Genomic DNA, 14670 nt, shown 5'->3' with positions numbered 1-14670 from the left:
GAAAGCTTTTCCCTCATGCACCGTTCGATTTCGCGCGCCACCGGCACGGCCGTGGCCGCCGCCACCCTCGCATTCCTGGCCGGCGGCACCGCCGCCGCACACGTCAGCGTCGATGCGCCCGGCGCCCAGCAGGGCAAGTACGGGGTCGCCACCTTCCGGGTGCCCAACGAATCCGAGACGGCGAGCACCACCGCGCTCACCGTCACCCTGCCCAACCTGAAAAGCGCACGCACCGAGCCGATTCCTGGCTGGTCGGCCAAGGTAGAGAAGAACGAGAAGTCGGAGATCACCGCGATCACCTGGACCGCCGAACCGGGCAACCCCGGCGTCGGCCCCGGCCAGTTCCAGCGCTTCGCGGTCTCGGTCGGCCCGCTGCCCGCGGCGCCGACGGTCAGCTTCCCGACGAAGCAGACCTACAGCGACGGCAAGGTCGTCAGCTGGGATCAGCCCGCGGGCAAGGACGGCGCGGAGCCCGAACATCCCGCCCCGTCGCTCACCCTGGCCAAGGGCAAGGCCGACGCCGCCGATGATCACAAGGTCGACAGCGAGGCCGCGGGCACGTCCGCCGATGACACCGACAACACCGCCCGCTGGCTCGGCGGCATCGGCCTGGCACTGGGCCTGCTCGGCGTCGCGCTCGGCCTCGGCAACGTGATCCGGGCGCGGCAGTCGTGACCCGGCGGCTACTCACCGCGCTCGTCGCGGGGGTGTTCCTACTCGGATTCGGTGTTGCCGCAACGGGAACCGCCGCCGCGCACTCCGCCCCGACCGCCAGCATGCCCGATGACGGCGCGACGATCGAGGCGGGTCCGGCGCGGGCCAGCATCACCTTCAACGAGGCACTGCAGCCGAACTTCCCGTCGCTCACCGTGGTTGGCCCGGACGGCAACCTGTGGTCGAAGAGCGCGCCGACTGTCGACGGCAACACGGTCAGCGTCGAGGTCGGCGAGCTGGGTCCGGTCGGCGAGTACACGGTCGCCTACCGGGTGACCTCCGCCGACGGCCATCCGGTCAGCGGCAAACGGCATTTCACGCTCAGCAAGGCGGGCAACGGCGTGCCCGGACCCAAGCCGACCGCCAACGGCGGTAGCTCCGGCGACGACGGCTCCGGCGGAGTTCCGTTGTGGGTCTTCATCGTCGGCGCCGTCGTGCTCTTCGGCGGCGGGCTGGCGTTCGCGCTGTTCGGCGGCAGGAGCCGGAAACCGAAGCAGCAGTGACGGGTAGGACGATCGGCGGCCGGGGCGGTGCGCGGCGGGGCACCGCGCGCGCGCCGTGGTCGGTGCTGCTGATCGTCCCGGCCGGGTTGCTCGGCGTCGTAATCGCCTGGGCGCTGGCGCTTCCTGCGGGTTTCGCCGCCGAGGCGACCGTGCGGGTGCTCGCGGACGGTGTCGGTGCGACGGTGCTCGGGCTCGCCGCGTTGCCCCGGGTGCACGAGCGGCTGGTGCCGCCGTGGCGGTTGCTCGCGGTGCTGGCCGGATTCTGGTGCAGCACCGAGTTCGCGGTGCTGGTGTTCGAGGCGGCCCAGGTGGTCGGCATGCCGGTCGGCAGGTTGGGTGCCGGGCAGTTCGGCACCTATCTGGTGGAGATCAGCGGTGGGCAGGTCGGCATCGCGATCCTGGTGGGTGTTGGCGCGGTCGCCTGTTACTCGGCGATCGCCTTCCGAAGGGCGGATATCGCGTCCGCCGACCTGGTTCTGGTGTTCGCGGCGGTCGCGCTGGCGCTGCGGCCGATCACCGGGCACATGTCCCAGCAGGCGTTCGGATCGGTGCTCGCCGCCGTGCACGCGCTGGCGGCGGCGGCCTGGTTCGGGCTGCTGGTCGCGCTCGCGCTGGTGGTGCGCACGCGTGGCGAGTGGGCCGTGGTGTTGCCGAGGTACTCGGCGGTGGCGTTGCCGCTGGTCGCGGCGGTGGCTGTGACCGGGTTGCTCAACGGGCTGGTGCGGGTCGGTGGGATCACGCCGTTCGTCACCACCGGCTACGGCCGCATCCTGCTCGCGAAAACCGTTGTACTGGTTGGCCTGCTGGCCCTCGGTTGGTGGTGGCGTCGCAGCTGGGTGCACCGGGCGGCCGATCATCGGATGACCGCCGAGGCATCCCTGCGCCGAGCCGCCGTCGAGGTGGTGGTGATGGCGCTGGCCTTCGGCCTGGCCGCCACCCTCGCGCTCACCGCGTAACTCGCACCGCCCGTGGCCGCACGCAGGCGCGGCGACCTAGATCGAAACCAGTTACTGTTTTCGCATGACCGAAGTGAAGATCGTCGAGGACTGTGCCGCGTCGGCGGAGTCCGCGTTCGCCTACGTGAACGACTATCAGAGCCTGCCCCGCTTCCTGTACGGGATCCAGTCCTTCACCCCGGTCGGCGCGCAGACGGTCGGCGTCGGCGCCGCGTTCGACGGCCACATCAAGCTCGGGCCCGCCTCGCTCAAGTCCCGCATCGAGGTCGTGCGCTGGGAGGAGAACGCCGTCATCTCGGTGAAGTCGATCAAGGGCTTCGAGGTCGAGTCGACCTTCTTGTTCCACCCCAAGGGCGACGGGTTGTGTACCGTCGACGCGATCGTCGACTTCCGGGTCGGCGGCGGGCTGGCCGGACGCGCGCTCGGCAAGACCATCGAGCCGTTCATGAAGATCGCGGTGCAGCACACCACGCACAACCTGATCACCCAGATCACGGCGTTCCACAAGAACCGCGCGGCCGAATCGGACGAGTCCGTTCACTGATTTGTGCCGTGCGGGATGCTTGATCAATGAATGAGCGCAGCAAGCGAGTCCCGCCACGGCGCGGCTCGCGCGTGCCGGAGTGGGTGCGGTTTTGAGCGCCACACCGTCGTTCTTCCAGCGCATCGGCTACATCCTCGGCCGACCCTTACCCGCGTCGATGACCGATTGGGTGCGCGAGGACCTGGTCGGACCCGGCGCGACGCGACGTTATCTGCTGCGCATCCTGGTGCCGTTGATTCCGGTGCTCATGCTGTTCCTGCTGCTGCCCGGCCCGTTGTGGATGGGCCTGGCGATGATGGCGCTGCTGTATCTGCCGCTGATCTACTTCACGGTGGCGTTGATGTACGTGTACCGGCGGCACCGGCTGATCAAGCACGGACTCGATCCGACGCTGGCCGACGCGGATGCCCGCCGCAAGGCCGAGCCGGAACGCCTCGCTTACGAGCGTCGTCACGGCCGAGGTTGAGGGGCCCAGCAACCTAGCGGTGACCAACACCATAGGCATAGCCTTCAGGTATGAATACCCCCACAATTCGGCAGCGGGTCGCCTACGACCTGGGCCGCGAGCTCCCCGAGGAGCTGCACGAGTGGGTCATCCGCGACCTCGTCGGACACGGGGCCATGGAGCGATATCTCGTCCGGTTCCTCGGACCCGTCCTACCGTTCTTCGCGCTGGTCCTGCTCTTTCCCGGGCCGATGCTGCTCAAGATCGGCTTGATCGTGATGATGATCGTCCCGATGATCATCTTCACCGTGGCGCTCAGCTATGTCTGGCGTCGCTACCGTCTGGTCCAGCACGGGTTGAACCCGGATCTGGTGGACCGCGCCAAGTTCTCCGAGCACGATCGGGAGATGTACGAACTGCACTACGGGCACCGTTAGCGCCCCTCGGCACACCCATAGCGATCGATTTCACAACGGGACCGGCCCTCCCGGAAGTCCGGTTCGGCCAGTCCTAAGCTGAGCTGGTGACCGAATCGCAGAATGATGTTGTGGCTACTGCCGACCTGGCCGACGAGATCGGCCCCGAGATCCGCAGCTGCGACACGCAGTTCATCCAGTTCGGTGGCCGCGCGGCCTTCGCCGGCCGCATCACCACCATCCGCTGCTTCCAGGACAACCTGCTGGTCAAGCAGACGCTCGGCGAACCAGGCAACGGCAAGGTGCTGGTCGTCGACGGCGACGCGAGCATTCACACCGCACTGGTCGGCGACGTCATCGCCGGACGCGGCGTGGACAACGGCTGGGCCGGCGTGATCATCAACGGCGCGGTGCGCGACTCGGCGATCCTGCGCACCCTCGACATCGGTATCAAGGCGCTGGGCACCAACCCGCGCAAGAGCACCCAGACGGGTTCCGGCGACCGTGACGTGCCCGTCGAATTCGGCGGCGTCACCTTCGTGCCCGGCGACCTGCTCTACAGCGACCACGACGGTGTCGTGGTCCGCGCCGAGGACTGAAAAGGGCAGGTCAGACCGATACCCTCGCCTGACGGCCGGCCAGGGTGACGACGTCGCCGATCTGCAACTGCCGCCCGCGGCGCAGTTCCACCTCGTCGTTCACCCGCACCAGGCCGGAGGCGATCACCGTCTTCGCCTCCGAGCCGGATTCGATCAGATTGGCCAATTTCAGGAACTGACCGAGCCGAATGCCTTCGTCATCGATCGGTACGTCGACTGGTTCTGCCATGAGATACATCCTTACCTTGCACCCGAAATCGGTAAACGCCAGCCCCCGCGCGCGGCGCTGACACGCGTGTGCGACGCGCCGAGAACCGACATGCCCGGGTGGTCTTCGAGCACCCGGACGGCGGCACCGTACACACTGGTTCAGTGACCACCACGCAAGCCCGGCAACACCTGATCGAACCGCCCGCGGACAGACCGACCCCACCGGTCCCACATCGAGGGCACGGACGACTGACCGAGGTCCCGCATATCGCGGGGCTGGTGGTCGGGGTTTTCGCGGTGGCGTGTTTTCTCTGGAGCCTTTCGCCCGGCCTGCGCTTCCTGACCCAGGTCCCGCGTCGCTACATCGACAGCTACTACTTCGACGCACCCGACACCAACCTGATGTGGGCGCTGATCATCGGCCTGCTGGCCGGCGCGCTGGCCAGCCGCAAGCGCATCGCCTGGTGGTTGCTGATCAGCTACGTGCTGCTGCACGCGCTGCTGGCCGACGGCCTGGAGTTCGCGGATACCGGCTCGATCGACGCCCTGGTCGCGCTGATCGTGCACCTCGCCGTGGTCGTGGTGCTCGTCGCGGCCTGGCGCGAGTTCTACACGAAGGTGCGCCGCGGGGCGGGCTGGAAGGCGCTCGGTGTGCTCGCGGGCGGCCTGGCGGTCGGCTTCCTGCTCGGCTGGGGGCTGGTCGAGTTGTTCCCCGGTTCGCTGCCGCGCGGCGCGCAGCGGCCCGGCTGGGCGCTCTATCGGGTGACCGCAGCGGTGCTGGTGGACAACGAACACTTCGACGGCCACCCGCGCCCGTTCGTCAACTTCCTGCTCGGCCTGTTCGGCGCCATCGCGCTGCTCGCCGCGGTGATCATCCTGCTGCGCTCACAGCGCGCGGCGAACGCGATGACCGGCACCGACGAATCCGCGATCCGCGGCCTGCTGGAACGTTCCGATCAGGAGGACTCGCTCGGCTACTTCGCCACCCGGCGCGACAAGGCGGTGGTGTTCGCGCCGAGCGGTAAAGCGGCGGTCACCTATCGCGTGGAACTAGGCGTCTGTCTCGCCAGCGGCGACCCGATCGGCATCCGGGAGGCATGGCCGCAGGCGATCGACGCCTGGTTGCGGCTGGCCGACCAATTCGGCTGGGCGCCGGCGGTGATGGGTGCCAGCGAACTCGGCGCGACGTCGTATCGGCGGGCGGGCCTGTCCGCGATCCGGCTCGGCGACGAGGCCATCCTGGACACCAGGACGTTCTCCCTGGCGGGCCCGGAGATGAAGCCGGTCCGCCAGGCCGCGAACCGGTTGCGCAAGCACGGCATCGTCGTTCGGATCCGACGCCACCGCGACATCCCGGCCGAGGAGTTCAAACAGGTGATCGCTCGCGCGGATGCCTGGCGCGACACCGAGACCGAGCGCGGCTTCTCGATGGCGCTCGGTCGGCTCGGCGATCCGCTGGACGCGGACTGCCTGCTGGTGGAGGCGGTCAACGGCCAGGACCGGGTGCTCGGCATGCTGTCGCTGGTGCCGTGGGGCCGCACCGGTGCCTCGCTGGAGCTGATGCGCCGCGACCCGCACGGCCCGAATGGCGTGATGGAGCTGATGATTTCGCAGCTCGCGCTCAACTCCGAGCAGCAGGGCATCACCAAGGTCTCGCTGAACTTCGCGGTGTTCCGCTCGGTGTTCGAGGAGGGCGGGCGGATCGGCGCCGGTCCGATCCTGCGGCTGTGGCGCGGTGTGCTGCTGTTCTTTTCGCGCTGGTGGCAGCTGGAGGCGCTGTACCGCTCCAACGTGAAGTACCAACCGCATTGGGTGCCACGGTTTTTCCTGTTCGAGGAGCGCAGGCAGCTACCGCGGGTCGCGGTCGCCAGCGCGCTCGCCGAGGGCTTCCTGCCCCGGTTCGGCAAGGAGCCGGACACCATCACGCACACCGGCATGCACAGCGCGGTGCCCGCGACGATGACCGGGCTGCACGCCGACGGCAGTCCGCCCGACCTCGGTCCGGTCGAAGGCAAGGAACAACTGCCGCGACGTCCCGAGCAGGTGCGGGTGCGGATGGACAAGCTGGACCGGCTCACCGCATCCGGTGTCGAGGCCTACCCGGTCGCCTATCCCCCGACGCACACCGTCGCGGGGGCCCGGCAGTCGCCGCGCGGCACCACGGTCCGGGTCTGCGGCAGGCTGCTGCGCATCCGCGACTACGGCGGCGTGATCTTCGCCGTGGTGCGCGACTGGACCGACGACATCCAGCTGGTCATCGACCGCGATCGGGTCGGCGCCGACCGCAGCGCCGAGTTCACCGAGTTCTTCGACCTCGGTGACCTGATCGAGGTCAGCGGTCAGATCGGCCGCAGCCGCCGCGGCGAGCTGTCGCTGCTCGCGGCGGACTGGCGGATGCTCGGCAAGTGCCTGCATCCGTTGCCGGACAAGTGGAAAGGCCTGTCCGACCCCGAGGCGAAGGTGCGTCAGCGCTACGTCGACATGGCGATCAATCCCGAGACCAGGGAGGTGCTCGCCAAGCGCAGCGCGGTGGTGCGCTCGCTGCGGGACTCGTTGAACGCCTGGGGTTATCTGGAGGTGGAGACGCCGATCCTGCAGCAGGTGCACGGCGGCGCCAACGCCACCCCGTTCCTCACCCACATCAATGCCTACGACCTGGATCTGTATCTGCGGATCGCGCCCGAGCTGTACCTGAAGCGGCTCTGTGTCGGCGGCATGGAGAAAGTGTTCGAGATCGGCCGGACCTTCCGCAACGAGGGCGTCGACTTCAGCCACAACCCCGAGTTCACCATTCTCGAGGCGTACGAGGCGCACAGCGACTACGAGCGGATGATGCACGTCTGCCGTCAGCTCATCCAGGAGGCCGCGCTCGCGGCCAACGGCGCGATGGTGGCGTTACGGCCGCAGCCCGACGGTTCCTATGAGCAGGTGGACATCTCGGGCGAGTGGGCGGTGAAGACGGTGCACGGCGCGGTGTCCGAGGCACTCGGCGTCGAGATCACCCCGGAGACCGAGCTGGACCAGCTGCGCGAGATCTGCGACAAGGCCGAGGTGCCCTATCAGCACGGCTGGGACGCCGGGCAGGTCGTCTTGGAGATGTACGAGCACCTGGTCGAATCCGCTACGGAGGAACCGACTTTCTACATCAACTTCCCCACCTCGGTGTCCCCGCTGACCCGCGCGCACCGCCTGATTGCGGGAGTAACTGAACGCTGGGATCTGGTCGCCTGGGGTGTCGAACTCGGCACCGCCTACAGCGAGCTCACCGATCCGGTCGAGCAGCGGCGCAGGCTCACCGAGCAGTCGCTGCTCGCGGCCAACGGCGACCCGGAGGCGATGGAGCTCGACGAGGACTTCCTGCAGGCGCTGGAGCACGCGATGCCGCCGACCGGCGGGCTCGGCATGGGCGTCGACCGGGTGGTCATGCTGATCACCGGGCGCAGCATCCGCGAGACATTGCCGTTCCCGTTGGTGAAACCTCGCTGAACTCCAGCATTGCCAGCGAAGGGTTCACAGGGGACGAATCGGACAGCTACCCTGGGAAATTCGGGCCGGGGCGGCCGGGAACATTCGGCCCCGGGAGGAGTCCGATACACGAGATGGGGTTCGGAAATGTACCTTGACCTGCTGACCAATATGAGCCTGGTGGACCACAGCGTCTGGGCGAGCCCAGATACCTGGAACTCGGCGATGGAACTCGCGGCGAAGAAAAAGAAGCGCAGCAGCGGCGGCCTGATCATCGGCGGCCTCTGCTGCCTGCTGGTGGTCGCGGCCATCATCGGCGGCGTCTACCTGCTGATGCGGCGCAGGAAGCAGTAACCGGACAGACGTCAACGGCCCGGCTCGCGCGATGCGAGCCGGGCCAATTGCGTTGAGCTACCGTCAGATAGCGGTGCGCGCGGATGCCACTTCCGCCTCGAGCAACAGCTCGTCGTCGAGGTCGTGGCTGCCGTGTGTGACGGCCGGAACCGACTTCAGGACGAACACCGCCGCCAGCAACGCGGCGGTGACCAGTGCGGCGCCGATCCAGAACGCGAGTTGGAACCCGCTGGTCAGTGCCTCGTTCACCGGCGTGCCCGCCTTCAGCAGGTCGGCGGACTTGCTCGCCGACAGGGTGGCGAGCACGGCGAGACCGAGTGCGCCACCGACCTGCATGGTGGTGTTGGCCAGGCCGGAGGCCAGCCCTGCTTCCTCCGGTTCCACCCCGGACATCGCCAGGTTCATCAGCGCCGGGAAGGCAAGTCCCGCACCGGTTCCGAACAGCACCATCGGGCCGAAGATGTGCAGCCAGTAGTTGCCGTCTACCGGCGCCTGGGTCAGCCAGAGCAGCGCCGCGAGAATCAGCGACAGACCCGGAATCAGCACCTTGCGCGGGCCGTACTTCATCACCAGGCCCTCGGAGTAGCGCACCGAGAGCAGACCCATGATCGCGGCGACCGGGAAGAACGCCAGACCCAGCTGCATCGGCTCGTAGCCGAGCACCTGCTTCAGGTACAGCGAACCCATGAAGAACATGCCGAACATGCCCGCCACGGTGACCACCTGAATCACGTTGGCGCCGGACAGGTTCCGCGACCGGAAGATCTTCAACGGCATCAACGGCATCAACGGCATCAGCGGCGTCTTCGCCGTCGCCTCCCGGGCGACGAACCCGGCGAGCAGCACCAGCGAGGCCGCCCCGAGACCCAGCGTGACCGGATCGGTCCAGCCGTACTCGGCCGCGGGCTTGACGATGGTGTACACACCGAGCATCAGCGCCGAGGTAATCAGCACGGCGCCAGGCACATCCGCGCCACCCTTCAGACCCGCACCCTGATCCTTGTCCAGGATCTTCAGTGCACCGAACCCGACCAGGATGCCGATCGGCAGGTTGACCAGGAAGATCAGCCGCCAGTCGAGCGCGGTGAGCAGCCCGCCGAGCAGCAGCCCGATCGCACCACCGGCCGACGCGACGAACGCGTAGCGCCCGATCGCCTTGGCCTGCTCCCGCGGATCGGGGAACATCGCGAAGATCATGCCGAGGATGACCGCGGAGGTCATCGCGCCGCCGATGCCCTGCAGGAACCGGGCCGCGATGAGGGTGACCTCGTTGATGGCCAGCCCGCACAGCACCGACGCCACGGTGAAGACCACCAGGCCGGACAGGAACATGGTGCGGCGGCCGATCAGGTCACCGAGCCGGCCCGCCAGCATCAGCAGGCCGCCGAACGAGATCAGGTATCCGTTCACCACCCAGGCCAGGCCCGCAGACGTAAAGCCCAGGTCCTGCTGGATATCGGCCAGCGCGACGTTCACGATCGTGGCGTCGAGCACGATCATCAGCATGCCGCCGCACAGCACATACAGCGCGAGCCAGCGACTGCGGTCCTCCGCCGCACCTCGGCGTAGTCGTGCGGCTCAGCACCTTGTTCAAGCTGACCGAAGAGCGCGTCGAGGGTTTAAAAGTTCAAAGCCGATCGAGGTCGGTCAGATCAAGGTCGATATCGAACGGAACGGTCAGCTTCAAGCGGTCATGGTGAATTCCGGTGAGCGCGTACGCCTTCGTTGCCGGGTCGAGCTCGTAGACGTAGACGACCGGGCGGCCGTCGACATTCTCCACTCGCCAGAAGTGGGCAATACCGGCCCGGGCGTAGAGCTGGGGCTTGCGCTCCCGATCACGAGTACGCGACTCGACGGAAACCACCTCGACGGCCAGGACCACATCGTCGGCCTGGTAAGTGGTGAGGTCCGGGCCGCCGTCGCGATCGGCATGAACCACGATGAGGTCCGGCTCAGGGCGTTGAGCGGGCCCGAGGGTAACCGTCATCTCACGCCGAACACGTAGCCGCGCAGGTGCAAGCGCCCGCAATGCCGAATCGAGCAGCGTGATGACCAGCATGTGGAACTTCGCCTGCGGACTCACGAAAACGAGACTCCCGTCGATCAGCTCGGTATGCGGGGGCAGGTCGGGCAGGCGGTCCAGATGCTCGGCGACGAACCCCCCCGGCGGCGGGCGAAGCCACTGCGGAAACGGTTCGACGGTCATGGCTCCGAGTATCGCACGGGTGTCGATGCTTGACGACGCCCCGAGCGGTTCACCACCTTCTTCGAGGCGCCGCGGGAGTGCACCGGCGGCTCGTCCTAGTTCGGCGTTCGCCCGAATCGAGGCTTTGCCGTCGATGCGGCAGAGTGGGGCTTGTGCAGTTGATCCTCGTTCGCCATGCCCAACCGGTCCGGATCATGAACTCGGCCGGTCCCGCCGATCCCGAGCTCGCTCCCGTCGGCCTCGAGCAGGCCGAGCGGGTACCTGCCGCGTTGAGTCAGCATCAGATCACCCGGGTGGTGAGCAGCCCGCAGCGCCGGGCCCGCGACACTGCGGCACCGACCGCCGCGAAGCTCGGTCTCGGCGTGGACATCATCGACGACCTGGCCGAATACGATCGCGACCTGCCCGCCTACATTCCCATCGAGGACGCCAAGGTCGAGTTCCGCGAGGTCTACGAGCAGATCAAGGCCGGCCACCTGCCACACCAGATCGACGGCGGGGCGTTCAAATCCCGGGTGCTCGACGCCGTCACCGAGATCGCCGCGGCCGCCGATCCGGCCGACACGGTGCTCGCGTTCACGCACGGCGGCGTGGTCAACGTGCTGCTGCAGGAGATACTCGGGCTGGAACGGCCGCTGACCTTCCCGATCGACTACTGCTCGATCACCCGAATCCTGTTCTCCCGCACCGGTCGACGGACCGCGGCGACGATCAACGAGAACGGGCACGTCTGGGACCTGTTGCCGCGCAATATCAAATCCTGACCGGTCATTCACAGACGATTGGCAGGGATGTCGCACCGCCATCCCAGCGACGGAACCTTCTATGGGACCGGTGAGCCACCACCCCAGTGGCGCACAGTTCGAGAGAAAGGAATTCCGTGTTGCTCTCCAGAACATCCATGCGGCGTCGCATTGTCGGGATCGCCGCGGCGGGCGCGCTCGTCGCCCTGCCGCTCGGCGCGTTCGCGGCCACCGCCTCCGCCGAGGCCCCGGCCGATGCCACGATTCAGGTTCAGCCGGCCAATGGTGACGTGGACCAGCAGGGTGCCGACATCAACCGGCCCCACCACAAGCACCGTCCCGGCGGCCCGCACCGCGGCCAGCACCCGCATCCGGGTGGCGCACCGCAACAGTTCCAGCAGTTCCAGCAGCTGCTGCCGCCGACCGGCTCCGGATAATCCCTGCTCGGCATAAAGCGAAGGCCCACCTCCCGTGCCAGGAGGTGGGCCTTCGCTTTATGCCGGGTGGATCAGGCCATGCCCGCGATCCAGTTGTGCATCCAGGAGACGGCGGTCTGACCGCCGCCGACCGGGTAGCTGCCGTACAGCGTGTGCGCCTGCGACTTGTAGAACCGCTCCAGGTCCTTGGCCCGCTGCTCGTTCGCCGAGTCGGTCAGCTGCGCCTGCAGGGTGGGTACGCCACCGTTCGCGAACAGGTCGTTCATGATGTTTCCGGCTTCGATCTGGTAGCGCCACACGTTGGCCGGGTTCGCGTCCGAGGCCTGCGCCATGAAACCGGCGAACCGGGTGACGAAGTCGTCGGGCGCGGTCGCGCAGTACAGGTCGTCCAGCGCGCAGATGCTGCGGGTGCGATCGCTGACCCAGCCGAAGCCGCCGACCCGGGGGCCACCGGCACCCGCGCCGGGCGCGGGCGCGCCGACCTGGACATCGGTCGGCGAACGACGCGGGTCGGAGATCAGGCCGACGCCGGAGATCCGTTCCGGCGCAACGACGCTGAGCCCGGTGCCGATCTCGGCGGCGAGATCACCGGCGGCGTCGGCGCCCTGGCTGTATCCGATGAGCGCGATCTTCGTCGCGCCGCACGTGTGCGCCATGTCCGAGATCAGGCCGCGCGCCCGATCGACGGCTTCCTTCTTCGAGTTGCCGTAGACCTCGCCCTCCCAGGGGAAGGCGGTCGCGGCGTAAGTCACGTAGTCGACCTCCGTCGACCGCGGCAGCTTGTTGGTGACGCCGGCCAGCATGCCGGGTTGCGGCTTCTTGTCTTTGCCGGTCTCCCAGGTACCCGGGATCGCCACTACGTAGAGGTTCGGGCAGCCAGGATCCGCGCTCACGGAACCGGCGCCGAAAACCATGCCGGACAACACCGTCGCGGATGCACCAAGAGCCGCGACAACATTCTTCAACTGCATACCGCTCCAGTCCAAACCAATGCCCCTCGTGGGCATCCCCGACAAGTTGCGCACCAACTCTGAACCCGGCGAGTGACTTCCAGTGCACGCTGGGTTAACTCCAGTCACCCTCCGACATGACGGCTGCGACCCTAAACCCACATCCCAAGATCAGCAGCGCGACGGGATCACAATAGAGGGACAAAGCCGCTCGCGCCATCCGAAACCCCGGGCCATGTCCGTTTTCCGTCGAATGCCCAAACCCCCACGTCCCCAGCACAACCCGGCGCCCAACAGCCCGCCGGCGTCCCGAAATCCACGGCTCAGCAGTCGGCAATCACATAGCAAACATGAATTCATGGCGAATAGCACACCCTTTAAGCGGCTATAACAGCCTTCGAACGCCAACTAACAACGGAGTGACACAGGGATGCGGCAAATACGGAGGGCGTCTCGACATAGCGTGCCAAGCACCACCGCACGCTCGGCTGGAATCCGTTGAGGCCAGAACTATCTCCGGGAGTGTCGCGTCACTGTCGAAATACAAAAGCGCCTGTGGACGTCAGTGTCCACAGGCGCTTTTACCGCTCCGGTAAGAGAGGGGTTTCAGCTCATCGCTGGGCGACCATGGTGGGGGTGATCGGGGCGGGCAGCGCCGTCTCACCTTCCAGGAAGCGGTCCACCGAGGAGGCCGCGGCGCGACCCTCGGCGATGGCCCAGACGATGAGGGACTGACCGCGGCCCATGTCGCCCGCGACGAAGACGCCGGGGATGTTGGTCGCCCAGCCCTTGTCGCGCTGGACGTTGCCGCGCTGGTCGTAGCCGACGCCGAGATCTTCGAGCAGGCCGGGCTTCTCGGGACCGGTGAAGCCCATGGCGAGCAGCACCAGGTCGGCCTCGAGGGTGAAGTCGGTGCCGTCGACCTTCTCGAAGCGGCCGTTGGACATCTTGACCTCGTGCGCCTGCAGGCCGGTGACCTTGCCGTCGGTGCCGACGAAACGCTCGGTGTTCACGGAGAACACCCGCTCGCCGCCCTCTTCGTGCGCCGAGGACACCCGGAACATCAGCGGGTAGGTCGGCCACGGGGTGGAGGTGGCACGCTCCTCCGGCGGGCGCGGCATGATCTCGAACTGGTGGATGCTCGCGGCACCCTGCCGGTGCGAGGTGCCGAGGCAGTCGGCGCCGGTGTCGCCGCCGCCGATGATGATGACCTTCTTGCCCTTCGCGTGGATGGGCGGCAGGCCGTCGGCATCGGTGACGTCGTCGCCGAGCTGCACCTTGTTGGCCCACGGCAGGAACTCCATGGCCTGGTGGATGCCGTCGAGTTCGCGACCGGGGATGGGCAGGTCACGCGCGATGGTGGCGCCGCCGGACAGCACGATCGCGTCGTACTGCTCGCGCAGCTGCTCGGCGGTGATGTCGATGCCCACGTTCACGCCGGTCTTGAAGATGGTGCCCTCGGCCTCCATCTGCGCCATCCGGCGATCGATGAAGCGCTTCTCCATCTTGAATTCCGGGATGCCGTAGCGCAGCAGCCCGCCGATGCGGTCGGCCCGCTCGAACACGGTCACGGTGTGACCGGCGCGGGTGAGCTGCTGCGCGGCAGCCAGTCCGGCCGGGCCGGAGCCGACGACGGCGACCTTCTTGCCGGTCAACCGGGTCGGGTAGACCGGGGTCACCCAGCCCTCGTCGAAGGCGTTCTCGATCAGGTCGATCTCGACCTGCTTGATCGTCACCGGGTCCTGGTTGATGCCGAGGACACAGGACGCCTCGCACGGCGCGGGGCACAGCCGCCCGGTGAACTCCGGGAAGTTGTTGGTGGCGTGCAGGCGGTCGATGCCCTCGCGCCACTGTCCCTTGTAGACCAGGTCGTTCCACTCGGGGATCAGGTTCCCGAGCGGGCAGCCGTTGTGGCAGAACGGAATACCGCAGTCCATGCAGCGGCTGGCCTGACGCTGCAGGGTCTCCTTCGGATATCCCTGCTCGTAGACCTCTTTCCAGTCCATCAACCGCAACTCGACCGGTCGACGGGTGGGTAGTTCCCGCGAGGTGTGCTTCAAAAACCCTTGTGCGTCAGCCACGTTCGGCCTCCGTAATCTTGCCTGTGGACATCGGACTCAGCTGTTGG

16 protein-coding genes are annotated in these 14670 nt (G+C 67.5%); 11 read left to right on the top strand and 5 right to left on the bottom strand.

Annotated elements, in window-relative coordinates; all coding sequences use genetic code 11:
- The first annotated feature begins 15 nt into the window (after positions 1–15).
- The 7 genes from ACQPW1_RS00740 (at position 16) to rraA (ending at position 4177) form a co-directional block, all read left to right on the top strand.
- The gene (locus tag ACQPW1_RS00740; RefSeq protein WP_433660848.1) at positions 16–675 is read left to right on the top strand and encodes a YcnI family copper-binding membrane protein; all 660 of its coding nucleotides are present in this window, start codon (positions 16–18) and stop codon (positions 673–675) included.
- Entirely contained in the window at positions 672–1217 is a 546-nt protein-coding gene (locus ACQPW1_RS00735) for a copper resistance CopC family protein (protein WP_433660847.1), read from the top strand. The genes ACQPW1_RS00740 and ACQPW1_RS00735 overlap by 4 nt, the downstream gene beginning before the upstream one ends.
- Positions 1214–2173 (top strand): copper resistance D family protein, encoded by a 960-nt coding sequence (locus tag ACQPW1_RS00730; RefSeq protein ID WP_433660846.1) that lies wholly within the window; start codon positions 1214–1216, stop codon positions 2171–2173. The genes ACQPW1_RS00735 and ACQPW1_RS00730 overlap by 4 nt, the downstream gene beginning before the upstream one ends.
- Positions 2174–2237: 64 nt before the next feature.
- Positions 2238–2717 (top strand): SRPBCC family protein, encoded by a 480-nt coding sequence (locus ACQPW1_RS00725; protein ID WP_433660845.1) that lies wholly within the window; start codon positions 2238–2240, stop codon positions 2715–2717.
- A gap of 91 nt (positions 2718–2808) precedes the next feature.
- On the top strand, positions 2809–3183 hold the full coding sequence (locus ACQPW1_RS00720; protein ID WP_433660844.1) for a DUF5313 family protein: 375 nt from the start codon (positions 2809–2811) through the stop codon (positions 3181–3183).
- Between the two features lie 50 nt (positions 3184–3233).
- Complete coding sequence (locus ACQPW1_RS00715; protein ID WP_433660843.1) at positions 3234–3599, top strand: DUF5313 family protein; 366 nt, start codon at positions 3234–3236, stop codon at positions 3597–3599.
- A gap of 86 nt (positions 3600–3685) precedes the next feature.
- The gene (gene rraA / locus ACQPW1_RS00710) at positions 3686–4177 is read left to right on the top strand and encodes a ribonuclease E activity regulator RraA (RefSeq protein ID WP_433660842.1); all 492 of its coding nucleotides are present in this window, start codon (positions 3686–3688) and stop codon (positions 4175–4177) included.
- Between the two features lie 10 nt (positions 4178–4187).
- Here the strand turns inward: rraA and ACQPW1_RS00705 are convergent, their stop codons facing one another.
- Positions 4188–4406 (bottom strand): RNA-binding S4 domain-containing protein, encoded by a 219-nt coding sequence (locus ACQPW1_RS00705; protein ID WP_433660841.1) that lies wholly within the window; start codon positions 4404–4406, stop codon positions 4188–4190.
- A gap of 143 nt (positions 4407–4549) precedes the next feature.
- Here ACQPW1_RS00705 and lysX point away from each other — a divergent pair, with 143 nt between their 5' ends.
- Positions 4550–7873 carry a bifunctional lysylphosphatidylglycerol synthetase/lysine--tRNA ligase LysX gene (lysX, locus tag ACQPW1_RS00700; RefSeq protein WP_433660840.1) on the top strand — a complete coding sequence of 1108 codons (3324 nt, stop codon included), beginning with the start codon at positions 4550–4552 and terminating at the stop codon, positions 7871–7873.
- Between the two features lie 126 nt (positions 7874–7999).
- On the top strand, positions 8000–8206 hold the full coding sequence (locus ACQPW1_RS00695; RefSeq protein WP_433660839.1) for a hypothetical protein: 207 nt from the start codon (positions 8000–8002) through the stop codon (positions 8204–8206).
- Between the two features lie 63 nt (positions 8207–8269).
- On the opposite strand, the gene ACQPW1_RS00690 is transcribed toward ACQPW1_RS00695, so the two are convergent.
- A complete protein-coding gene (locus tag ACQPW1_RS00690; RefSeq protein WP_433660838.1) occupies positions 8270–9712 on the bottom strand; it encodes an MFS transporter in 1443 nt (480 codons plus the stop codon).
- Between the two features lie 121 nt (positions 9713–9833).
- On the bottom strand, positions 9834–10412 hold the full coding sequence (locus ACQPW1_RS00685) for a Uma2 family endonuclease (RefSeq protein ID WP_433660837.1): 579 nt from the start codon (positions 10410–10412) through the stop codon (positions 9834–9836).
- Positions 10413–10564: 152 nt separating this feature from the next.
- Here ACQPW1_RS00685 and ACQPW1_RS00680 point away from each other — a divergent pair, with 152 nt between their 5' ends.
- Positions 10565–11176 carry a histidine phosphatase family protein gene (locus ACQPW1_RS00680; RefSeq protein ID WP_433660836.1) on the top strand — a complete coding sequence of 204 codons (612 nt, stop codon included), beginning with the start codon at positions 10565–10567 and terminating at the stop codon, positions 11174–11176.
- Between the two features lie 137 nt (positions 11177–11313).
- The gene (locus ACQPW1_RS00675) at positions 11314–11592 is read left to right on the top strand and encodes a hypothetical protein (RefSeq protein ID WP_433665597.1); all 279 of its coding nucleotides are present in this window, start codon (positions 11314–11316) and stop codon (positions 11590–11592) included.
- A 71-nt stretch (positions 11593–11663) separates the two neighbouring features.
- On the opposite strand, the gene ACQPW1_RS00670 is transcribed toward ACQPW1_RS00675, so the two are convergent.
- The gene (locus ACQPW1_RS00670) at positions 11664–12563 is read right to left on the bottom strand and encodes a cutinase family protein (protein WP_433660835.1); all 900 of its coding nucleotides are present in this window, start codon (positions 12561–12563) and stop codon (positions 11664–11666) included.
- A gap of 590 nt (positions 12564–13153) precedes the next feature.
- Positions 13154–14623, bottom strand: coding sequence for a glutamate synthase subunit beta (locus tag ACQPW1_RS00665; RefSeq protein ID WP_433660834.1), 1470 nt, complete (start codon positions 14621–14623; stop codon positions 13154–13156).
- Between the last annotated feature and the right edge of the window lie 47 nt (positions 14624–14670).

It is taken from the genome of Nocardia sp. CA-128927 (genome assembly GCF_050955855.1).
Classification (GTDB): Bacteria; Actinomycetota; Actinomycetes; order Mycobacteriales; family Mycobacteriaceae; genus Nocardia.
The sequence above is the reverse complement of the archived record's forward strand: the minus strand, read 5'-3'. Positions and strand labels throughout refer to the sequence as shown.